The organism is Mycolicibacterium agri (genome assembly GCF_002553505.1).
Lineage (GTDB): Bacteria > Actinomycetota > Actinomycetes > Mycobacteriales > Mycobacteriaceae > Mycobacterium > Mycobacterium agri.
The window spans coordinates 1-21376 of sequence record NZ_PDCP01000088.1; the positions used below are offsets into that span (position 1 = coordinate 1).

The 21376-nt window shown below is 66.6% G+C and carries 22 protein-coding genes and 1 pseudogene; 19 read left to right on the forward strand and 4 right to left on the reverse strand.

Translation table 11 applies throughout. The annotated features are described in order from the left end of the window. Nucleotides 1-160: 160 nt before the first annotated feature. Genes hypB through CQY20_RS35720 form a run of 4 tightly spaced genes read right to left on the reverse strand, consistent with a single transcriptional unit; the run spans nucleotide 161 to nucleotide 2507 of the window. On the reverse strand, nucleotides 161-1006 hold the full coding sequence (gene hypB, locus CQY20_RS28435) for a hydrogenase nickel incorporation protein HypB (protein WP_097943850.1): 846 nt from the start codon (nucleotides 1004-1006) through the stop codon (nucleotides 161-163). Between the two features lie 3 nt (nucleotides 1007-1009). Next, nucleotides 1010-1348 (reverse strand): hydrogenase maturation nickel metallochaperone HypA/HybF, encoded by a 339-nt coding sequence (locus CQY20_RS28440; protein WP_097943852.1) that lies wholly within the window; start codon nucleotides 1346-1348, stop codon nucleotides 1010-1012. Nucleotides 1349-1392: 44 nt separating this feature from the next. Further along, a complete protein-coding gene (locus CQY20_RS35715; RefSeq protein ID WP_234816455.1) occupies nucleotides 1393-1788 on the reverse strand; it encodes a helix-turn-helix transcriptional regulator in 396 nt (131 codons plus the stop codon). Then, on the reverse strand, nucleotides 1788-2507 hold the full coding sequence (locus CQY20_RS35720; RefSeq protein ID WP_234816456.1) for a cupin domain-containing protein: 720 nt from the start codon (nucleotides 2505-2507) through the stop codon (nucleotides 1788-1790). Before CQY20_RS35720 ends, CQY20_RS35715 begins: the two co-directional genes overlap by 1 nt. A 194-nt stretch (nucleotides 2508-2701) precedes the next feature. Between CQY20_RS35720 and CQY20_RS28450 the strand changes: the two genes are divergently transcribed. The 19 genes and pseudogenes from CQY20_RS28450 to CQY20_RS28540 all read left to right on the forward strand — a co-directional run bounded on the left by CQY20_RS28450 (nucleotide 2702) and on the right by CQY20_RS28540 (nucleotide 21261). Continuing rightward, entirely contained in the window at nucleotides 2702-3313 is a 612-nt protein-coding gene (locus tag CQY20_RS28450) for a helical membrane plugin domain-containing protein (RefSeq protein WP_097943881.1), read from the forward strand. 78 nt (nucleotides 3314-3391) lie between these two features. Next, nucleotides 3392-4363: an NADH-quinone oxidoreductase subunit B family protein gene (locus tag CQY20_RS28455; protein WP_097943854.1), complete on the forward strand. Its 972-nt coding sequence runs from the start codon at nucleotides 3392-3394 to the stop codon at nucleotides 4361-4363. A gap of 51 nt (nucleotides 4364-4414) precedes the next feature. Then, the gene (locus CQY20_RS28460) at nucleotides 4415-6022 is read left to right on the forward strand and encodes a nickel-dependent hydrogenase large subunit (protein ID WP_097943856.1); all 1608 of its coding nucleotides are present in this window, start codon (nucleotides 4415-4417) and stop codon (nucleotides 6020-6022) included. A gap of 83 nt (nucleotides 6023-6105) precedes the next feature. Beyond that, on the forward strand, nucleotides 6106-6876 hold the full coding sequence (locus CQY20_RS28465) for a hydrogenase maturation protease (protein ID WP_097943883.1): 771 nt from the start codon (nucleotides 6106-6108) through the stop codon (nucleotides 6874-6876). Then, on the forward strand, nucleotides 6876-7133 hold the full coding sequence (locus CQY20_RS28470) for a hypothetical protein (protein ID WP_097943885.1): 258 nt from the start codon (nucleotides 6876-6878) through the stop codon (nucleotides 7131-7133). The genes CQY20_RS28465 and CQY20_RS28470 overlap by 1 nt, the downstream gene beginning before the upstream one ends. After that, entirely contained in the window at nucleotides 7126-8436 is a 1311-nt protein-coding gene (locus CQY20_RS28475; RefSeq protein ID WP_097943858.1) for a hypothetical protein, read from the forward strand. The genes CQY20_RS28470 and CQY20_RS28475 overlap by 8 nt, the downstream gene beginning before the upstream one ends. Continuing rightward, entirely contained in the window at nucleotides 8417-9337 is a 921-nt protein-coding gene (locus CQY20_RS28480; protein WP_097943860.1) for a NifU family protein, read from the forward strand. The genes CQY20_RS28475 and CQY20_RS28480 overlap by 20 nt, the downstream gene beginning before the upstream one ends. Further along, the gene (locus tag CQY20_RS28485) at nucleotides 9334-10530 is read left to right on the forward strand and encodes an NHL repeat-containing protein (RefSeq protein WP_097943862.1); all 1197 of its coding nucleotides are present in this window, start codon (nucleotides 9334-9336) and stop codon (nucleotides 10528-10530) included. Before CQY20_RS28480 ends, CQY20_RS28485 begins: the two co-directional genes overlap by 4 nt. After that, nucleotides 10515-12896, forward strand: a complete 2382-nt coding sequence (hypF, locus tag CQY20_RS28490) for a carbamoyltransferase HypF (protein ID WP_097943864.1) — start codon at nucleotides 10515-10517, stop codon at nucleotides 12894-12896. The genes CQY20_RS28485 and hypF overlap by 16 nt, the downstream gene beginning before the upstream one ends. Nucleotides 12897-12899: 3 nt before the next feature. Beyond that, entirely contained in the window at nucleotides 12900-13151 is a 252-nt protein-coding gene (locus CQY20_RS28495) for a HypC/HybG/HupF family hydrogenase formation chaperone (RefSeq protein WP_097943866.1), read from the forward strand. Beyond that, a complete protein-coding gene (locus CQY20_RS28500) occupies nucleotides 13148-13876 on the forward strand; it encodes a HypC/HybG/HupF family hydrogenase formation chaperone (protein WP_097943868.1) in 729 nt (242 codons plus the stop codon). The genes CQY20_RS28495 and CQY20_RS28500 overlap by 4 nt, the downstream gene beginning before the upstream one ends. Beyond that, nucleotides 13873-14550 carry a D-sedoheptulose-7-phosphate isomerase gene (locus CQY20_RS28505; protein WP_097943870.1) on the forward strand — a complete coding sequence of 226 codons (678 nt, stop codon included), beginning with the start codon at nucleotides 13873-13875 and terminating at the stop codon, nucleotides 14548-14550. Before CQY20_RS28500 ends, CQY20_RS28505 begins: the two co-directional genes overlap by 4 nt. Further along, entirely contained in the window at nucleotides 14547-15659 is a 1113-nt protein-coding gene (gene hypE / locus CQY20_RS28510) for a hydrogenase expression/formation protein HypE (RefSeq protein ID WP_097943872.1), read from the forward strand. The genes CQY20_RS28505 and hypE overlap by 4 nt, the downstream gene beginning before the upstream one ends. A gap of 17 nt (nucleotides 15660-15676) precedes the next feature. Continuing rightward, a complete protein-coding gene (locus CQY20_RS28515) occupies nucleotides 15677-15949 on the forward strand; it encodes a HypC/HybG/HupF family hydrogenase formation chaperone (protein WP_097943874.1) in 273 nt (90 codons plus the stop codon). A 21-nt stretch (nucleotides 15950-15970) separates the two neighbouring features. Further along, nucleotides 15971-17116: a hydrogenase formation protein HypD gene (gene hypD / locus CQY20_RS28520; RefSeq protein WP_097943876.1), complete on the forward strand. Its 1146-nt coding sequence runs from the start codon at nucleotides 15971-15973 to the stop codon at nucleotides 17114-17116. Beyond that, complete coding sequence (locus tag CQY20_RS28525) at nucleotides 17113-17868, forward strand: DUF6390 family protein (protein WP_097943877.1); 756 nt, start codon at nucleotides 17113-17115, stop codon at nucleotides 17866-17868. The genes hypD and CQY20_RS28525 overlap by 4 nt, the downstream gene beginning before the upstream one ends. Then, complete coding sequence (locus CQY20_RS28530; RefSeq protein ID WP_097943879.1) at nucleotides 17865-18707, forward strand: hypothetical protein; 843 nt, start codon at nucleotides 17865-17867, stop codon at nucleotides 18705-18707. The genes CQY20_RS28525 and CQY20_RS28530 overlap by 4 nt, the downstream gene beginning before the upstream one ends. Further along, a complete protein-coding gene (locus tag CQY20_RS28535) occupies nucleotides 18704-19807 on the forward strand; it encodes an HAD-IIA family hydrolase (RefSeq protein WP_371871126.1) in 1104 nt (367 codons plus the stop codon). The genes CQY20_RS28530 and CQY20_RS28535 overlap by 4 nt, the downstream gene beginning before the upstream one ends. A 211-nt stretch (nucleotides 19808-20018) precedes the next feature. Beyond that, nucleotides 20019-21261: pseudogene (locus CQY20_RS28540) on the forward strand (IS3 family transposase). Nucleotides 21262-21376 lie beyond the last annotated feature (115 nt).

Sequence of the window (21376 nt, forward strand, 5' to 3'; positions counted from 1 at the left end):
GGTCACCGGAAGCACCGGGGTGGCGGCGGCGCTCCTCGATGAGGAACTGCACCAGCGTGGTGTGGTCGGCAAGCATGCGTCCACGATGGGCGACCGGTGGGCGACAGCCATCCCCAAGGAGGGTGGTCGAGGGGGTGGGCCAGCGGCTTACTCTCGGCTGTCACGACGTGACGGTGGCTGCGCGGTTCTGCTCGTGGCGGTCGCATAGCCATTGGCACCATTGTGTGAGCCCTACACCGGTGCGGGCGCTGATCTCGATCGTGACCGCGTCCGGGTTCACCGCGCGCAGGTTGTCGTAGAAGGTGTCCAGATCGAAGTCCAGATGGGGAATCAGATCGACCTTGTTGACCAGCACCAGATCGGCCGAGCGGAACATCACCGGGTACTTCAGCGGCTTCTCCTCGCCTTCGGTCACCGAGTACACCATCACCCTGGCATGCTCGCCGACCTCGAACTCCGCTGGACACACCAGGTTCCCGACGTTTTCAATGACCACGATGTCGAGTTCGGCAAGCGGCAGCCGGCCCAGTGCCGAGCGCACCATCGGTGCATCGAGGTGGCACTCGCCGCCGAACCCGTTGGAGGTGTTGATCAACGCCACCGCGGCTCCCAGGCCGTCGAGGCGGTCGGCATCGATACTGGTTTCGATGTCGCCCTCCACGATGCCTATCCGTAGCCGCGACCGCAGCCGCAGCAGCGTCTCACGCAGCAGCATGGTCTTGCCCGCACCGGGTGAGGACATCAGGTTGATCGCCGTCACGGCGGCGTGGTCGAAGTCTCCTCGGTTCGCCGCGGCCGTCTGATCGTTTTCTGCGAAGATGCGCTCGAGCACGACGACCCGGTCGGATTCGGTGGCATAGCCCGAGTGATCGCCGTGAGCGGCTGTGGGCGCCGTGTCGACACGGGGATGATCATGATCGTGCCCGTGGTCGTGATCGTGATCATGCTCATGCTCATGCTCATGCTCATGGTCGTGATCACCGTCGTGGCGGTGGAAGCGGCCCATCTGTCACACCTCTTCGAGTTCCAGTGAAGTTACGAGGAATTCGTCGCCGGACACCAGCGTCACGTCTGCGCTGTCGCAGGCCGGGCACAGCATGATCGGGGCGTCGAGCACGTGCTCCTGGCCGCAGACCCGGCACCGTATGGTCGCTGGCACCTGTTCGACACACAGCTGCGCGCCGCGCAATTCAGAGCCCTCGGTCACCAATGACCAGCAGTACACCAGTGTGTCGGGGACGATCTGGCGCATCGCGCCGACGCGAACGTTGACAGAGCGCACCGCACCGTGGCCGGCGTGGTCGGTCACGATGCCGATGATCGCTCGACAGATTGACAGTTCATGCACGCGGCCCTCCTGACCTCAAGCGAGCACCATACATCGGCACCGACCTAGCGCCGCAAGGTTTCTGACGGACTCTCGCCCCACCGTTTGCGGTACTCGGCCGCGAAGCTACCGAGGTGGGCGAAGCCCCAGCGGGTCGCGATAGCGGTGACCTTGGCGCCGTCACTGGGCAGCGCGTCGGCAAGCTCGTCGTGGACGCGTACCAGGCGGCGCTCTCGCACGTAGGCGATCGGGGTGACACCGAGCTGCGTGCGGAACCCCTGCTGAATAGACCGAATACTCATGTGGATGTTGTTGGCAATCGTTTTCATGGTCAGGGGCTCGGCCAAGTGTGCGTCGATGTACTCGATGGCGTCGCGAACCACCCGAAGTGTCGCACGCTCGGAGGGGCGGACGAAATCGCCGTGGTAGTTGGAGGGCTGTAGGTGCAGCAGGCTGTTCATCAGTAGCTCCTCGATTCCACCGATGCCCTGGCCGTGCTGCACCCCGAGCCGCTGTGGTAGACCTCGGTGTGCAGCAGTTGCACGGCGGCATGCCAGCGCATCGCGGCCTCGGTGGACAGGTCGAACTCGGGATGAAAAGCCAGCGGCCCGTCGAGTCGCCGGCCGCGCAGCCGGATCAGATAGTCGACCAGGGCGCCCTCCTCGATGCGGAACAGTAACTGTGGTGAGGCGTCGTCGAGCTTCATCGTCAACGACTTTCCGGGACTGGTGACCAATGCTCGGACGGGGTTGGCCTCGAACACGTGGCTGTCGTAGTGGCATTCGGCGCGGCCACTCATCGGCATGTGGACGGCGAAGTACTTTCCAGCGGCGGGGACCTCAACGGTGGCGGCTACGGTGAGGTCCAGGTACAGCATGCTGATGTTTCGCAGGCGCACACCATACATGCTTGCCGCGAATCGGCTGGAATCGTTGCGGTCCAGGGTGATTCGAGTCGGCGCCAATGCACGCGCAATCATCGCCGACGCTTGACGAACGTTCTCGGTGTAGAAGATCTCCGAGTCGGCCAGCGCGGGCGGGACGCCGCGCGGGCGGACCTTGCGCCGGACTGGGTCGCCGGTGCGACGCGCGTCGATGAAGCCAAGTCTCGTCAACCGTGACATCAGGGCCGCCACCCCGCACACAAGCCATGTACCAGAAGCCATGTACCAGTTGACCATTCGCTAAAGTCTTCGCTGCCATCGGTCAAGTCTCCTGTGCTCTTGTTCGCGTCGGCGCGGACAGGTCTGCGCAATTCTGACAGTGATTGCGTGAAAGTGATAGGCCTTTGCTCGCCGAAGGCTGTACCGTCTGTGATCGCCGACATTCCGGCCCACCGATTGTGTTCAGCCCCACACCGGCCAAGGAGGATTGCGTGACGGCCCAGGTCTCACTCAGCGCACTGTCCGATTCCGACCCCTTTACCGTGCCGTCTGCGGGCGACGATCTACTTCAGCGACTCGATGATCCGCGGATCGTGTCGTCGCTGTCGACGATTCTCGACCACGCCGATCTGCTGGCCACGCTGATCGAGGCGCTCGACGGCTTCATTCAGCGCGGGGAGGTGATCGGCGATTCTCTCCTGTCGTTCATCGAGGAATTCAAAGCTGCCGGTGGATCATTCGCCGGTCGCTCGCTGCTGCCCGACGTCGACGTCGCCGGTCTGCAGAGCAGCGTCGCGAGTCTGGCGTCGGCGTTCACCGACGCCGCACCGAGCATCAACAAGCTGCTGCGCTCCCCACTGACCGACGCACAGACCGCCCACCTACTCGCCGATGTGGGAGACGCGGTCCTGGAAGGCAAAGCCGCCTCCGAGGCCGACCCGCGCGGTCCCAAAGGCGTCTTCGCGCTCATGCGCGTGACGAAAGATCCCGATGTATCACGGGGTTTGGGCTTCATGATCCATGTCGCCCGAGCCTTCGGTAAGCGGCTCGCCCAAGAACCACCGCGTGACGCCGAACGCGGTCCGCGCCATTCCGCGCGCTGATTCCTTGTCCCAACTATTCAACAGCCCACGCAGTGCCTGCTGACGGCGTACTGACGCAGGTGGATTAGGAGGAGAATCATGGCATCAGTGCTTTGGTTTCAAGGGGGAGCGTGTAGTGGCAACACCATGTCGTTCCTCAACGCAGAAGAGCCCAACGTCGTCGATCTGATCGTCGACTTCGGGCTGGATCTGCTCTGGCATCCCTCGCTCGGCCTGGAACTGGGCGACAACGCCCAGAAAGTGTTCTGGGACTGCGCCAAAGGCGAACGTCCCTTGGACATCTTCGTCTTCGAGGGCTCCGTCATCGAGGCACCCAACGGCACGGGGCGCATGGACATGTTCGCCGACCGGCCGATGAAGGACTGGGTGACCGACCTGGCCGCCGCCGCGCAAATCGTTGTCGCCATCGGGGACTGCGCCTGCTGGGGTGGCATTCCCGCCACCGAGCCCAACCCGTCGGCCTCGACCGGTCTGCAGTTCCACAAGCGAAGCAAGGGCGGCTTCCTCGGCCCGGACTTCCGCTCGAAGATGGGCCTGCCGGTGATCAACGTGCCCGGCTGCCCGGCGCATCCCGACTGGATCACCCAGATCATCGTCGCGCTGGCCACCGGCCGGGCGGGTGACATCGCCCTCGACGACCTGCACCGCCCTGAGACGTTCTTCAAGACGTTCACCCAAACCGGTTGTACCCGAGTGCAATTCTTCGAATACAAGCAGTCGACGCTGTCGTTCGGTGAGGGCACCAGGACGGGATGCCTGTTCTACGAGTTCGGCTGCCGGGGCCCGATGACCCACTCGCCGTGCAACCGGATCCTGTGGAACCGCCAGTCGTCCAAGACCCGCGCCGGCATGCCGTGCCTGGGCTGCACCGAACCGGAGTTCCCCCATTTCGATCTCGCCCCCGGCACCGTGTTCAAGACGCAGAAGGTCAGCGGCATGATCCCCAAGGAAGTCCCGGAGGGCAGCGACCACCTCACCTACATGGCCCACGCGGCGGCCGCACGCATCGCGGCGCCGCAATGGTCCAAGGAAGACATGTTCGTCGTCTGACCCGATTCGAAGCGCACGACTTCTACACTTCCCGAAAGGAATTCATCGAAAATGACCGCACTGGATTTGTTCGTCAGTCCCCTGGGCCGCGTCGAGGGCGATCTCGACGTGCGGGTGACCATCGAGGACGGCGTCGTCACCTCCGCATGGACCGAGGCCGCGATGTTCCGCGGCTTCGAGATCATCCTGCAGGGCAAGGACCCGCAGGCCGGCCTCATCGTGTGTCCCCGCATCTGTGGGATCTGCGGCGGCAGCCACCTCTACAAGTCGGCGTATGCTCTGGACACCGCGTGGCGTACCCACATGCCGCCCAACGCGACATTGGTGCGCAACATCTGTCAGGCCGCCGAGACGCTGCAGTCGATCCCGCGTTACTTCTATGCGCTGTTCGCGATCGACCTCACCAACAAGAACTACGCCAAATCGCCGCTGTACGCCGAGTCGGTGCGCCGCTTCGCCCCCTATGTCGGCACCAGCTACCAGCCGGGCGTGGTCTACTCCGCCAAACCCGTTGAGATGTATGCGATCTTCGGCGGACAGTGGCCGCACTCGAGCTTCATGGTGCCCGGCGGTGTCATGTGCGCGCCCACCCTGTCCGACGTCACCAGATCGATCTCCATCCTGGAGCACTGGAAGGACAACTGGCTGGAAAAGCAGTGGCTGGGCGGCTCGGTGGACCGCTGGCTGGAGAACAAGACCTGGGACGACGTGCTCGCCTGGGTTGACGAGAACGAGTCGCAATACAACAGCGACTGCGGCTTTTTCATCCGGTTCTGCCTGGACGTCGGGCTGGACAAGTACGGCCGCGGCGTGGGCAACTACATCTCGACGGGAACGTACTTCGAGCCGTCGCTCTACGAGAACCCGACGATCGAGGGGCGCAACGCCGCCGTGATCGGTCGCTCCGGGATCTTCGCCCAAGGTAAATGGCACGAGTTCGATCAGGCCCGGGTGCGCGAGGACGTGACGCACTCGTTCTACCAGGGCAGCACTCCACTGCACCCGTTCGACGGCGAAACCATCCCCGTCGATCCCGAGGAGGGCCGCAAGCAGGGTAAGTACAGCTGGGCCAAGTCGCCGCGCTACGACATACCTGGGCTCGGGACCATCCCGCTGGAAGCCGGCCCGCTGGCACGCCGGATGGCGGCCGGCGGTCCGAACGCCGCCGCGCACCAGGACAACGACCCGCTGTTCGTCGACATGTACAACAAGATCGGGCCCAGCGTGTTCGTGCGTCAGCTCGCCCGGATGCACGAGGCGCCGAAGTACTACCGGTGGGCGCGCCAGTGGCTCGATCAGCTCGATCTCAAGGAGAGCTTCTACTCCAAGCCCATCGAGCACGCCGAGGGTAAAGGTTTCGGGTCCACCGAGGCGGCCCGCGGCGCACTGTCGGACTGGATCGTCATCGAAGACAGCAAGATCAAGAACTACCAGGTGATCACGCCGACCGCGTGGAACATCGGCCCGCGCGACGGTGCCGAGGTACTGGGTCCGATCGAACAGGCACTGGTGGGCTCGCCCATCGTCGATCCGGAGGATCCCGTCGAGCTGGGTCACGTGGCGCGCAGCTTCGACTCCTGCCTGGTGTGCACGGTGCACGCCTATGACGGCAAGACCGGACGCGAGCTGTCGAAGTTCGTCATCAACGGAATGGTGTGATCATCACGTCACGCTCGACAGACAACCCGGCACAACCCGGCCGCACCGAGAGTGATCTCGAGCCGCCGGGTTGTGCGGTCCTGATCGTCGGATGCGGCAACCTGCTGCGCGGCGACGACGGCGTGGGTCCTGTCCTGATTCGCCACCTGTGGGAACGCGGTGTGCCCGAGGGTGCGCGCCTCGTCGACGGCGGGACTGCGGGCATGGACGTCGCGTTCCAGATGCGCGGCGCCCAACGCGTCGTGATCGTCGACGCATCGGCCACCGGCGCGTCGCCGGGCACCATCTACCGGGTGCCCGGCGATGAGCTGGCCGAACTGCCGCCGCTGCAGGGTTTGCATACGCACTCGTTTCGTTGGGACCACGCCATCGCGTTCGCCCGGTGGGCATTGGCCGACGCCTGCCCCACCGACATCACCGTCTTCCTCGTCGAGGCCGAGAACGTCGCCCTGGGCACCGACCTGTCCGAATCGGTCACAGCCGCCATGGAAGCCGTAATCGCAATCATCGAGGACGCCTACCTCTCGCCGCTCAGACCCGAAGACCCCACCACGTCCGGGCGTGTCACCGTGGACTTCACCGACGACGGCTATCTGCGGCTGTCCGCGCAGCTGGCCGCGGCGCGATTCCCCGCCGACGTCGCAGTCGGGGCGGTGCGCGACGACGAGCTGTGGCTGCTGCCGCTGCGCGGCCCGCGCAGCGGCGGCCTGCTGCTCAAACAGCGCAACCCCGCCGGGGATCGCGCCGTGCTGGTGCGCGAGATCCTCCGCGACCTCGTCCCCACCGGTGCGCGCCGCGCCTACTGGGACGACGAACACGGCGCGCTGCGAATCTCACTGGAGCCGATAGCGTGATGATCGTGACCGACGACGCCGAAATGAAACCCCGCACCAGGCCCCGCAGCGACAGCTCTGCCGAGGAGGCGCTGGCCGTGGACACCTACATCGTCGAGGACCGCGGCCGGTGGGCCGTCGACATCGTCGTCGTGTTCGCCGACGGCGTAGTCCGCAAACGCATCGACACCCATCCGACGAAACGCCACGCCGAAATATCGGCGGGCCTCATCAAGAGAGCCGCCGAACGCGACCTGCGAGGACCACTCAATGGCTGACGCCCTGACCACACCCTCATCCCGCCCCACGGGTAAGGACTCACACGGCACCCTAGCCGTGCGGCCCCAGCCGGTGGGCGCCTTCCCGTTGCCGTTGGGCTACATGCTGATACCGGCCGGTGACGACACCGAAGAGGCGCGCGCCGCGATGCTCGCCGGTCAGCTGCCGGCGCACTGGCCGCACGCGATGAAGGCGCACCACCATGTGCTGAACGGAGAGCGAACTGCCGCCATCGAATCGCTGGGCACCGACCCTGATCCGGTTGCGCGCTACAACCGCTTCGTGCTCGACCCCGATGGAGACGATCCGCACGCGCTGCGGGCCGAGCTCGGAGAGTTCGCCGTCCTGGTGGACCTGGTGCTGTACGCGACGGGCCGCACCGACACTCCGCCCGATCCATCGGGCGCGGATTTCGAGCTGGCCGCGGTCGCCCTGTCGGCCCAGGCCAGCGCCGCGCTGGCCACCGACGACACGGCTAGCGCGCTGCAACTGCTCGACGCGGCCAGTGAGCGCGCCGCCGACGCGTCGGCGGCACTGACCGGCATCCTGCGCAGCGGTGCCGGCGCGATCTGCCGCGACATCGACGACCCGAGCGCGGCCACCCGCTTCACCCAGGCGCTGAAGGCACTCGACGGTGCCGACGGGCTGCCCCTGGCACGTGCCGAGATACATCTGTGCCTAGCCGGGCTGCTCCACGAACAGGCAGCCGCCCAGCCCGAACTGCTCGCCCAAGTCGTACCGCACTATCATTCGGTGTTGCAGCTGGTCCAGTGCGCTGACGCGCCACTGGTCTGGGCCGCCGCGCATGCCGGGCTGGGTGCCGCGTATCTGACCATGCCGATGGTCGAAGCGTCCGGCCAGTTGCGCCTCGGCGTGGCTGCTCAGTCTTTGCGGGCCGCGCTGACCGTCTACACCCGCGAAGATCACCCCCGCGAATGGGCGGCCACCCAGCTCAACCTGGCCAACTCCCTGGTCTACACACCGTCGCGGCACCAGGCCGACAACCTCGTGGAAGCCGTCGAACTCTACGAGGCGGTCCTCGAAACCCGCGACCGCGACACCGATCCCGTCGGGCGGGCCAGAGTGCTGGCCAACCAAGGCAACGTCCTGGCCCACCTGGGCATGTTCGACCAGGCCAAAGCCAAGCTCTACGAAGCGCGTTTCCTGTTCGAGGAGCTCCAAGACCACGACTCGATGCGTACGGTGCGCGGCGTCCTCGACGAAATCGCCCGCGAATCCGCGCTTTCGAAAAGCGCGACCAACGGCCACCAAGGAGATCCGGATGTCCACAACGGTTTCTGATGCCACCCCGGCGCCGGCGTCGGTATCGCAGGATGAGCCGGCTTTCGAGGACCTCGCCAAGCGCGTCGACGACGCGGTCACCGCACTCGACGGCCTCGACGCGCCCAGCCGCGCGGTGGCCGAGGAACTCAAGAACGCCATCGAAGCCATCCACCGGGCCGGTCTGGTCACCATGGTCCGGGGGTTACGCGCCGACGAGGCCGCGCGCGCAGTGCTCTTCGACCTCGTTGACGATCCGGTCGTACATCTGCTGTTGTCGCTGCACGGCATCGTGCGTCCCGACCCGATGACCGAGGCAAACACCGTGCTGCGTTCGGTGCGACCCCAGTTGCAGGGCCACGGCGGCGACGTCAGCCTGGTCCGGATCGACGACGGCACCGCATATGTCCGACTGCAGGGAGCGTGCAACGGCTGCTCGATGTCCTCGGTCACGCTGCGCAACCTCGTCGAGAAGGCGCTCGTCGAAGGCGTCGCATCGGTCACCGGGGTCGAGGTGCTTCCCAACGAGCCCACCGCCACGCTGATACCGACCGAGTCGCTGTTCGACCAACAGCGTCTCACCCGTGAGGAGGGGTGGACGGAGGCTGCCGCCGTAGAACAGCTGGGGGACAACGACATCACAGCGCTGAGCCTGACCGGCGCGGACACCGGCGAGAGCACAAACGTGATTGTGGTGAAGATCGGCGGCGAGTTCAGCGCCTACGTCAACGAGTGCGCCCACGAAGCGCTGCCGCTGGACAACGCTGTGCTCGACGTCGCCAACGGCACCCTGACGTGTCCCTGGCACGGTTTCTGCTACGACGCCGCTTCCGGCGAATGCCTCAGCGCTCCCGCCGCACAACTCGAACAGCTGCCCCTGCGCGTCGACAACGGCAAGGTGTGGATCCGGGTCGGCACATGAGCCGGCAGCTCACCGTCCGACTCACCCGACCGGGCAGCGCCCCGCCGCCGACCGAGTCCGCCGGCGCTGACCTGACGGGGGGCTGGAGCCCTCACGTCTGGCTCGGCGCCCCGGCACCCGGCGGACTGGCCCTGCCCGCCGCGACCCCCACGATGGCCTGGATGTACTCCCCTCGCGGGGTTTTCGTCAACGACGACCATCTCGTCGTCGCCGACTCGGGCAACCATCGGGTACTCATCTGGCACGGCGTCCCCGTCGACGACGAACAACCCGCCGACGTCGTGCTCGGCCAACCCGACGGCACCACCGAAGCACGTTCCGGTGGCGATCGCGGGCCGGACAACGGAATGAACCTGCCCACCGGCGTGCTGATTCACCACGGCCGGCTGCTGGTCGCCGACGCCTGGCATCACCGCATCCTGGTCTGGGACACCATCCCTGAAGCCAGCGACACGCCACCTGACTTCGTCCTGGGACAACCCGACCGCACCACGGTCGAACCCAACGCCGGCGGCGACTGCTCCGCGGGCAGCCTCTACTGGCCGTTCGGAATCGCACTCATCGGCTCGAGATTCTGGATCACCGATACCGGCAACCGGCGCGTATTGGGCTGGGACGACGGCATCCCGGAACCCGGCCAGCCCGCCGACATCGTCCTGGGCCAACCCGACGCCACCCATCGCGAGGAGAATCGCGGCAGCGCGGTCAATGCTTCCAGCTTCCGCTGGCCCCATTCGCTGGCCGGACACCGCGACCTGCTGCTGGTCGCCGACGCCGGCGACCACCGGGTGCTGGGCTGGTCTCCACACCCTGCTAACGACCGGCCCGCCGACCTGCTGCTGGGCCAACCCGACTTCGCCATCGCCCAGGAATGGCCCTACGCACCCCAACAAGCAGACCGGTTCCGCTTCCCCTACTGCGTTGCGCTGGACCAAAGCGATAGCGGCGCACAGATTCTCGCCGTCGCCGACACCGCCAACAACCGCGTCCTGTTGTGGGACGGGGTGCCCGCCGACGGACGGGGCGCCGACGCCGTGTTGGCCCAGCCCACCTTCTCGGCCAACGGCGAGAACCGCTGGAGTGCGGTCGGGCGCGACACCCTGTGCTGGCCGTACGGGATCTGCTTGTCCGGTGATCTGCTGGCGGTGGCCGATTCCGGCAACAACAGAGTCGTGCTGTGGCGGCGATCGTGACCGCGGTCGACACGCTGGTGACCGAACAGTGCCGCCGACGCGTGACCGTGACCGGCGTGGTGCAGGGCGTCGGTTTTCGGCCCTTCGTGCACCGCATCGCCACACAACTGGGCCTGTCGGGTTTCGTCGGCAACGATACGGCCGCCGTGTTCATCGAAATCCAGGGCGGCGTCGACCAACTCGACGAGTTCGTTCGCCGCCTTCAGGCAGACGCTCCCCCGCTTGCGTCGATCGCCACGATCGCCGCGACCGAGCTGCCCGCAGATCCCCACGGCGACAACGGGTTTGACATCGCCGACAGCCGCACCGCCGGTGCCGGCGCGACCGCGATACCACCCGACATCGCCGTGTGCGGCGACTGCCTGGCCGAGCTGTTCGACCCCAGCGACCGCCGCTACCGCCATCCATTCATCACGTGTACGAACTGCGGGCCGCGCTTCACCATCATCCGCGGGCTGCCGTATGACCGGCCGAGCACCACGATGTCGGGTTTCCCGATGTGCCGCGCCTGCGCTCAGGAGTACCGCGACCCGCGCGACCGGCGATTCCACGCCCAGCCGATCGCCTGCCCGGACTGCGGGCCGACCCTGTCGTTCCACAGCAGGACCCAGACAGCGACGGGCGCCGACGCCGCGCTCGCGGCCGCCCAGCACGCGCTGGCCGCGGGCCGTGTCGTCGCGGTCAAGGGCATCGGTGGCTACCACCTGGCCTGCACAGCCGCCGACGACGAAGCGGTGCTTTCGCTGCGCGACCGCAAAGCGCGCGGCGCAAAGCCCTTCGCGGTGCTGGTACGCGACCTGCAGGTGGCACATCGCTATGCCGAGATCACCGACGCCGATGCTGCGGTGCTGACCTCGCCGGCCCGCCCGATCGTGCTGCTGCGCCGCCGCGCCGATGCGCCGGTGTCCGCACACGTTGCACCGGCCAACCCGTGGATCGGTGTGTTGCTGCCGTACTCACCGATCCACCACCTGCTGCTGAGCCCGGTGCCGGGATCGGCGGCCGACCCGCCCGAGGCACTGGTCTTGACCAGCGCCAACCGCTCGGGTGAGCCGCTGTGCTACACCGACGACGACGCGGTGCGGTGGCTTCCCGAGCTGGCCGACGCTGTGCTCGACCACGACCGGCCGATCCACGTCCCGTGCGACGACTCCGTGGTGCGGATCATCGACGGTCGCCAGCTGCCTATCCGCCGCTCCCGCGGCTACGCACCGCTGCCAGTCGACCTCGGCCGCGACGGCCCCTCTGTGCTGGCCGTCGGGGGCGAGCTGAAAAACACGTTCTGCCTGTTCGACGGGCGCCGCGCCTTCATGTCCGCACACATCGGAGACATGGGCAGCGCGGCGACCCTGAAGGCATTCAGCGCGGCGGTCCATCAACTCTGCGAAATTCGGCCGGCGCCGCAGCGGCTGGCAGCCGACCTACACCCCGCCTACCTCACCAGAAGCTGGGCCGAACGTCACGCCGGGGCGCGCCCGCTGGATCTCGTGCAGCACCATCACGCCCACGTGGTGTCACTGCTGGCCGAGCACGCCCGATTGGGCGAACCGATCATCGGCGTCGCGTTCGACGGCACCGGCTACGGCTGTGACGCCGCCGTCTGGGGCGGAGAAATCCTGCGCCTGGGCATCGACAGCCACCGCTTCACCCGGGTGGGCCACCTCGCGGCCGTCCCGATGGCCGGCGGCGACGCTGCGGTGCGCAACCCGTGGCGGATGGCCCTGGCCCACCTATGGGCGGCCGGGATCGCCTGGGACACCGACCTCGCACCGGTGGCGGCCGCCAGCAGTCGGGAAAAGCGGTTGCTGCGTTCACAATTCGAGGCCGCAAGCGCGAGTGTGCCATGCACCAGCATGGGCCGGCTCTTCGACGCGGTCGCCTCGATCCTGGATGTGCGCCACCGCATCGACTACGAAGGCCAGGCAGCCATCGAACTCGAAGTCCTCGCAGCGACCGCCTGGAATTCCGGCAGCGCCACACCGCTGCGGATCGCGGTCACACCCGACGGAACGCTGGACCCAGCGCCGATGCTGACGGCAATGGTCGCTGCGCTGCGCGACGGCGTCGGGCCCGCGGAATTGGCCGCCGGATTCCACCTGGCTGTGGCCGCGGCGGTCACAGAAGCGGTGTGCCAGGCGGCCGGTCCGATCCGGCTGGCGGGGCTCAGCGGCGGCGTGTTCCAGAATGTGCTGCTGGCCACCGAATGCCGCCGCCTACTACATGACGCTGGCTTCACGGTGCTCACCCATCAGATCGTTCCGCCCAACGACGGCGGTCTCGCGCTCGGCCAGGCGGCCGTGGCGCTCCTGACAGCCCTCGAGGAGCGCAGGAATGGCGACCAGGACGACACGGAATGGAAGGATTAGACGATGTGCTTGGGTATTCCGGGCCGCATCACCGAGATCTGGGACGAACCCAGCGGTGCGCGGCTGGCACGGGTTCAGTTTCCCGGCGACGTGAAGACGCTCTGTCTGGCCTATCTGCCGGACTTGCAGGTCGGTGAATACACCATCGCCCACGCCGGGTTCGCGCTGAGCCGGATCGACGAAGAGTCGGCGATGATCACCCTGGCCACCATGGCCGAATATGGCGTGTTCGGCGACGCGCAGGCGGCGCCATGACGACTACTGCCACCGACCCGCTGATCGACCGCGGCCTGGCCTGCGACCTTGCCCGCGCGGCAATGGCGCTGGCACAACGGTTTTCGGCCGGCGCCACGATGTGGTGCATCGCTCCCCGCTGGTCCCCGCACGCCCAGCACATCGCGGTGGAGTTCGTGCACCCGGTGATCGTCGGCAAAAGGGCCCTTCCCGCGGTCGCGCTCACCGACACCGACCTGGTGAGCAATGCGCGGGTGTCCGTGCGCGCCGGCGACGTCGTGATCGCGGTCGCCGACGCCGACGACAAAGACGTCGACGCGATCATGCGCCGCGCACCAGCCTGGGGGGTGACCACGATATGGATCGGTAACGGCGGACGCCCGCAGGACGGCACGGCCGATCATGTGCTCTGGCTGGAGAACCCCGACCCGAGGACTCCCGCGACCGGGCAGTTCGTCCTGATCTATCACCTGCTGTGGGAACTGACCCACGTGTGTTTCGAACATCCCGGACTGCTGACTCCCATAGTGTCACAGTGCACCGACGAGGTGTGTATCACCTGCAGCGACGAGGGCCGACTGGGCGAGGTCGTTCGTCCCGCCGGGGACGGGACGGCCCGCGTGCGTACGGCCACCGGCACCGAGACCGTGTCGACTGTCCTGACCGAACCTCATGCCCCTGGAGATCTGGTGCTCGTGCATGCAGGCATGGCCATCGCCAGGATCGGCGAGGAGCGACAACCGTGACTCAGCACCCACGCGGGACCGATCGACTCGCCGAGGCAACCGACTTCCTCTATCCCTTCATCGAAGAGCAGGAATCTGACGCCGAGTCGCTCTTGGTCGACCTGAGCGCGTCCGCTGAAGCCAAGGCAGCCGAAAGCGCGTCGCTACGGCGCGCGACCCTGCAGGCATGCGAAACGCTGGTGGTCGCGGCCGGCGTCGAAATGGCCCGTCGCTTCGCGGCCGGCGGCCGACTGTTCACCTTCGGCAACGGCGGCAGCTCCACCGATGCGGCCACCCTGGCCGCACTGTTCACCAGGCCGCCCAGCGGCCAGCCGCTGCCTGCCTGGTCACTGACCGCCGACCAGGCCGTCCTCACCGCGCTGGGAAACGACGTCGGCTTCGACCTGGTCTTCGCTCGCCAGCTCATCGCCCGAGCCACCTCAGCCGACATCGCCATCGCGATGTCGACCAGCGGCAACTCCGCCGACCTGCTCGCCGCGCTCCACGAAGCGCATACTCGGGGGATGTACACCATCGGATTCGCCGGATACGACGGCGGCGCGTTCGCCGCCAATCCCGACGTCGACGTCTGTTTCACGGTCGAATCACAAAGTGTGCACCGCATCCAGGAAGCCCAAGCCCTCCTCGGATACCAGCTATGGGCGACCGCGCAGGCGGAGGGGGAACAACGATGAACGATCACGCACAGCAATACCTCGCATCCGGTCCCAACTTCGCCGAAGGCGAGGTGATCGAACGCATCGAGGTCTTCCGCAAGAGGCGACCCCGCCTGCGCGACAGCGTCGTCACGCTCGCCCACGGCGCCGGCGGAAAGGCATCCGCAGCGCTGGTGGATGCGGTGTTCGTCGAAGCGTTCCGCAACCCCTACCTGGAATCGCTGGGTGACGGTGCGGAGATCACGCTGCCCACCGGTCAACGGATGGCCATCTCGACCGACTCGTTCGTCGTGCAGCCACTGCGGTTCCCCGGCGGATCGATCGGGCACCTCGCGGTGCACGGCACGGTCAACGACCTCGCCATGACAGGCGCGGTACCGTCCTGGCTGACCGCAGCATTCGTGCTGGAAGAGGGTCTGCCCATCGAGGTGCTGCAAGGAATCGTCGCCGACATGGCCGACGCGGCGGCCGCCGCGGGCATCCACATCGTCACCGGGGACACTAAGGTCGTGCCCAAGGGAGCCGCCGACGGCATCTTCATCACGACCGCCGGGGTGGGTCTCATCCCGCCTGATCGGTCATTGTCGCCGACATCGGTGCGTCCGCGCGACAAGGTCCTGGTGTCGGGCACGATCGGCGATCACGGAATGGCGGTCATGCTGGCCCGCGGCGACCTGGCGATCGAGGCAGACATCGTCTCCGATACCGCCCCCGTCAACGGACTGGTCGACGTGCTGTTGGCCGCCGCCCCGGACACCCGATGGTTGCGCGACCCCACCCGCGGCGGCGTCGGCACCATCTGCAACGAACTGGCCCACGACGCCGACGTCGCGGTGGCACTCGACGAACAGTGCCTGCCGGTGCGCGCCGACGTCGCCGGCGCCTGCGAGATGCTGGGCATCGACCCGCTCTACGTCGCCAACGAGGGCAAGTTCGTTGCCGTCGTGCCACCCGACCAGGCCGACGCGGCGCTGGCCGCACTGCAGCAGCACTCGTTGGGCAGCGACGCCGCGATTATCGGCGACATCGCCGCAGAACCAGCCGCAACTGTCGTCGTACGCACCGGATTTGGTGGCACGCGCATCCTCGACAAACTCGTCGGCGACCCGCTGCCACGAATCTGCTGAGAAAGGAGCACCCTCGAATGTGCCTCGGAATTCCCGGACGGATCATCGAAATCACCGACCCGGCAAACTTTTTGGCGAAAGTCGACGTCAGCGGCGTCCGGCGTGTGATCAGCATCCGGCTGCTCGAGAACGACCCGCCCGCGCCGGATGACTGGGTTCTGGTTCACGTCGGATTCGCCATGGCCAAAATCGACGAAACCGAAGCGCTACTGACCCTGGCCGCCGTGCAGAAACTCGGCGACGCCTATACCGACGAGATCCAAGCCCTCGACTCGTCGGTGATCCTCTAAATCGATCGGAGTACATGACCCATGCGATTCGTCGACGAATTCCGCGATCCCGCCGCCGCGCGAAAGCTCCTCGGTGCCATCGACACGCTCGCAGCGCAGTTCGACACCGGTGAGCGCCTCAAGTTCATGGAAGTGTGCGGCGGCCACACCCACACCATCTACCGACACGGCATCGAGCACCTGCTACCCGACAACGTGGAGCTGGTGCACGGTCCAGGCTGCCCCGTATGTGTCATCCCCATGGGCCGGGTCGACGATGCGATCTGGCTGTCCGAGCAACCCGACGTCATCTTCACCTGCTTCGGCGACATGATGCGGGTTCCGGGCTCCAACGGCAGCCTGCTGGACGCCAAAGCGCGCGGCGCGGACGTCCGATTCGTCTACTCACCCCTTGACGCGCTCAAGATCGCCACGGACAACCCGGCCAAACAGGTCGTGTTCTTCGCGATCGGCTTCGAGACCACCGCTCCATCCACCGCGGTCACGCTGGTGCGCGCCAGTGAACTCGGGGTCGCGAATTTCAGCGTCTTCTGCAACCACGTCACCATCGTGCCGCCCATCAAGGCGATACTGGAATCGCCCGATCTGAGGCTATCGGGGTTTCTCGGGCCCGGCCACGTGTCCACCGTCGTCGGCAACCGCCCCTACCGGTTCGTTCCCGCCGTGTACGGAAAACCGTTGGTGGTCGCGGGTTTCGAGCCGCTGGATATTTTGGCCTCGGTCGCGATGCTGCTGCGTCAGCTTCGCGAAGGGCGTTGCGAGGTGGAAAACCAGTACTCGCGTGTGGTCAACGAAGACGGCAATGCGGCGGCGCTGGCGTTGATGGCGCGGGTGTTTGCGTTGCGTCCGCACTTCGAGTGGCGCGGACTGGGATTCATCTCCCAAAGCGCGCTGAAACTGCGCGACGAACTGGCCGAGTTCGACGCCGAGCAGCGATTCGCACTGCCCGGCGTGCGCGTCGCCGACCCGAAAGCCTGTCAGTGCGGCGAAGTCCTCAAAGGTGTGCTCAAACCATGGGAGTGCAAGGTTTTCGGCACCGCATGCACGCCCGAAACGCCGATCGGCACCTGCATGGTGTCACCGGAAGGGGCGTGTGCGGCCTACTACAACTTCGGCAGGCTGCACCGTGACGCCGCCACACTGATCGGGCAGGGCGCACCGACATGACCGCCGCCGATGTGACACACACCCGCGGCGCGCACATGTTCGCCCGCTACGCCTACGCGCCGAACCAACTCGGTTACTGCGGCCCCGCCGGGTCGACAGCTTTGGCGAACGGCTCGCGACGCGAGATCGAAACGGCCGCAAGGCAGTTCACCGGCGCCTGGCCGTATCTGCAAGTGCTCTCACAGATGACGGGCATCGACGATCCGCTCGACGAGCGCATCGTCGAATCATATTGGCTCGGCGGCGGCATCGGCGCGCGGCTTGATCCGCGCGAGTTCACCACGCAGTTGCTGGCCGTGATCGGCCCGCAAGCCGGCCACTACTGGCATCACCTAACGTCGCGACTTGCCGACGAAGCCGCCCCCAACCACTGCTTCCACGTGTTCGGGGTGTACCCGTGGTCACGTCTGCTGGGGAAAGGCATGGACGAACATCCCCTGTCGGTGCTGGACAACTGCCGAATCACCTGGGGCACCGTGCTGTCCACCGACGGCATCACCGCGATCGTATGGCGTCAGGCGCTGCACTGGGACGGCGCCGCACTGTCGTTGACTCCGCCGTCGACCCAACGCGTCGAAGCCCGCCTCACCGCGGGCAACAGCTCGGCCGACATCGCCGACGGCGACATTGTGGCCGTGCACTGGGGCCGCGTGTGCGGCAAACTCACCCCAGAACAGGCTGCGGCGCTCACGCACAGCACCGAACACCAGCTTCACGCAACCAACCGACGGCTCGCCGACCAGACAACATGAGACCACGCATCGTGCAAGCCGACGGCCAGATCGGCTTCCACTGGGCCACCCCCACCGGCGAGCCCACCTCACTGCCGGAGCTGATGCTCACCGACGATGAACCCGAACGGCTGCTGGCCACCCACTTGGAGGCACTCGACGACGCGATGATCATCGCCGCCGCCCAGTTCGGGGAACTCCTCGGTGGTGGCCGCCGACCCGATCCCACCGAACGCGACGACCTGCTGACCTTGCACCGCACGCTCGACATCCTGTGCCGCGAATACGCGCTCGGAACCGAACTGATCTCGACGGTCCCCGATCTGCGAGCCGGCAAGATCATCGGCACCGCGGCGCTGCTGTCCATCCGGGCCCGCGAACCCCTAGGCCTGCTCGGCCAAGCGCCCCTCGACGACCAACTTGACCCAGCCCCGCCGGAAGGCGTGGTCTCTGGCTTCGGTCAGCTGCAGCTCGTCGACCAGGATAAACCCTGGATGGGTGGGCGGTGGGTGCTCAAAACCGAAGCAGGACAACGCCACCCGCTGACCCTGTCGATGATGCTGTTCGACAGCTCCGGAGTCAACAAGAACGCCGCCCGCCAAGAACACCGCGACCTGCTACGCACGTGCGTGCAAGCCACCACCACCGACGTTGACCCGTTCGCGCTCGCGTGTGCACTGGACTGGCTGCTCTTTGACTGGCTGATGGCCCACCGGTCCGACCCCGACAGCGCGGCCATCGAGATCCCCAAGGGAAGCGAATCCGACGCCATCATGATCGTCGACGCCGCATCCGCGTCGGTACGAACCCGCGCCCGATTCGACCCCGGCTTGACCGGCCCCCTGATCGGGCGGCAGTGACAATAGATCGGCCCGATCCCTTGTCGTCATTTCCGCCACCTCATACGCGGGCACCCGCCGACGATCCTCGCCTCGTCAGACCTGCACACGATCAAGCGGCGATAGCCGACGAACACGACGCCTTACTGCTCGACCTCGACGGAACCGTGTACCGCGGCAAACAACCCACCCCCGGCGCGGCGCAAGCCCTCCTGCGAACCTCCGTACGCACCATTTTCCTGACCAACAACGCATCCCGCCGGCCATCGGAGGTCGCCCTTCAGCTGCAATCGTTGGGGGTCGCCGCCACCGCAGGTGACATCGTGACCAGCGCACAAAGCGCAGCGCGGCTACTGGTGTCACGACTGGCGCCGCGGGACCGCGTCCTCATCGTGGGTACCGACGCCCTAGCGGAGGAAATCAGCACGGTGGGGCTGCGACCCGTACGACACTATGCCGAGGCGCCGGTCGCGGTCGTGCAAGGTCACTCGCCCACCACCGGCTGGCAGGACCTCGCCGAAGCGGCGCTGGCCATCCGCGACGGCGCGCTGTGGGTGGCGACCAACCTCGATGCCACCTTTCCCACCGACCGTGGACTGGTGCCCGGAAACGGGTCGATGGTCGCCGCGCTACGCGCCGCGACCGACGCACAACCACAAGTAGCCGGCAAACCCGGATCGGCGATGATCCAGGCCGCCACGTCCCGCGGCGCGTTCTGTGCCCCATTGGTCATCGGCGACCGGCTCGACACCGACATCGCCGGCGCCAACGCCGCCGGCTTGCCCAGCATGCTGGTGCTCACCGGGGTCAGCACACCACTCGACGTCCTCACCGCCCCACCAGCCGCGCGGCCCACCTATCTCGCCCACAACTTGCAAGCGCTGACGACGCCCAGCGCATCGTTACGCATAGCCGGCGACCCGGCGTGGCACATCGACCTCGATCACGACACCGCGACGATCACCGCCGCCGACCATCGGATTGCCATCGACGGGTTGTCGCTCGTACGCGCGCTCGCCGCCGCGGTGTGGCAACACCACACCACACCACCGCGACGGTTCGTGGCCGCAGACACAACGGCGCGGGCAGCACTCGAAAGCGCAGCGCTGCCACACGGATAGCGACGCATATCGGTCGCCGACGCCCATCCGGGCGCGGCAGCCGGCGTAATGCCGGGAATGGCCAAAACTGTTATCAAACACCGCCAAGACCCGGCGTCGTCGGTGCAAGGCTGCCGATTCAGATGAATCGCCCCCGATTGAGGAACGACGTGGGGACTTGACCCCGTGTGTTGGACACGCTCAATCCCAGGAATGTTCTGGGGGAAGCGAGATGATCCAACGCGATGGCAAGGAAAATTATCCCGATGAGTTCAAGCGTGACGCGGTCGCGCTGTACCGGGACACCGAGGATGCGACGATCACGGTGATCGCCGCGGAGCTCGGTGTCAGCGAGGCGACGTTGTCGGCGTGGTGCAAAGGCTGCCGGTGTGCCGATCCGGCACCGCAGGCCCTCGTCGCCGGTGACGACCAGCCCGGGTGTGGAGAACCCCGAGCAGGAGCTGGCCCGGCTGCGTGCCGAGGTCAGTCAGTTGCGTGCGGACAAGACCCGGCTGAGCACTGAGCGCGACATTCTGCGGTCGGCGGCCAAGTATTTCGCCGGGGAGACGAACTGGTGAGCCGCTTCCAGTTCGTCGCCGACCACCGGCACGCCTTCGAGGTGAAGTGGCTGTGCGCGGTCATGTCGATCGCGCGGTCGTCGTTCTACGCATGGTTGGCCGGTGCTGCCGGCCGAGCCGCCCGCCAGGCCGCTGACCAGGTACTGGCCGAGCGGATAAGTGGGGTGCACGACGAGGACAACACCTACGGGGCGCCGCGGATCACCGCCGAGCTCAACGACGGTGTGCCCGATAGCGAGCGGGTCAACCACAAGCGGGTGGCCCGGGTGATGCGCGGCGCCGGGATCGTCGGCTACCGCCGCCGGCGCCGGGTCAAGACCACCGTGCCGGATCCGGCCAACCAGAAGGTCCCCGACCTGTTGAAGCGGGATTTCACCGCGCCGGCGATCAACGTCAAGTACGTCGGGGACATCACCTACTTGCCGTTGGCGAGCGGCGGCAATCTGTACCTGGCGACGGTGATCGACTGCTGTTCACGGCGGGTCGCCGGGTGGGCGATCGCCGAGCACATGCGCACCGAACTGGTCGAAGATGCGCTCAAAGCCGCCGCCCGCGCTGCGGGGCGGCGTGGCCGGTGCAATATTCCATGCAGATCACGGAAGTCATTACACCTCAAGGGATTTCGCGAGGCTCTGCCGTTAATTGGGAGTCACCCAGTCGATGGGTGGTGTGGGGTCAAGTGCCGACAACGCGTTGGCCGAATCGTTCAACGCCGCCCTCAAACGCGAGATTCTGCAAGACCATGCCTGCTGGCCGGACGCGGCGACCTGCCGCCGGGAGGTCTTCCGATGGCTGGCCCGCTACAACACCAAACGCCGGCACTCCCACTGCCGTCATTCCAGCCCCGCCACCTACGAAAGGACCCTGACACCGGCTACGCTGCCCGAAGCTGCCTAACCACAAATCCCGTGTCCACTACATGGGGGCAAGGCCCTTGAACCACCCCGGGTTTGATGCACACCTTCTTTCGAGGGAAGGTTGTTCGCATCATGGCGAAGAGGTACGACGAGGA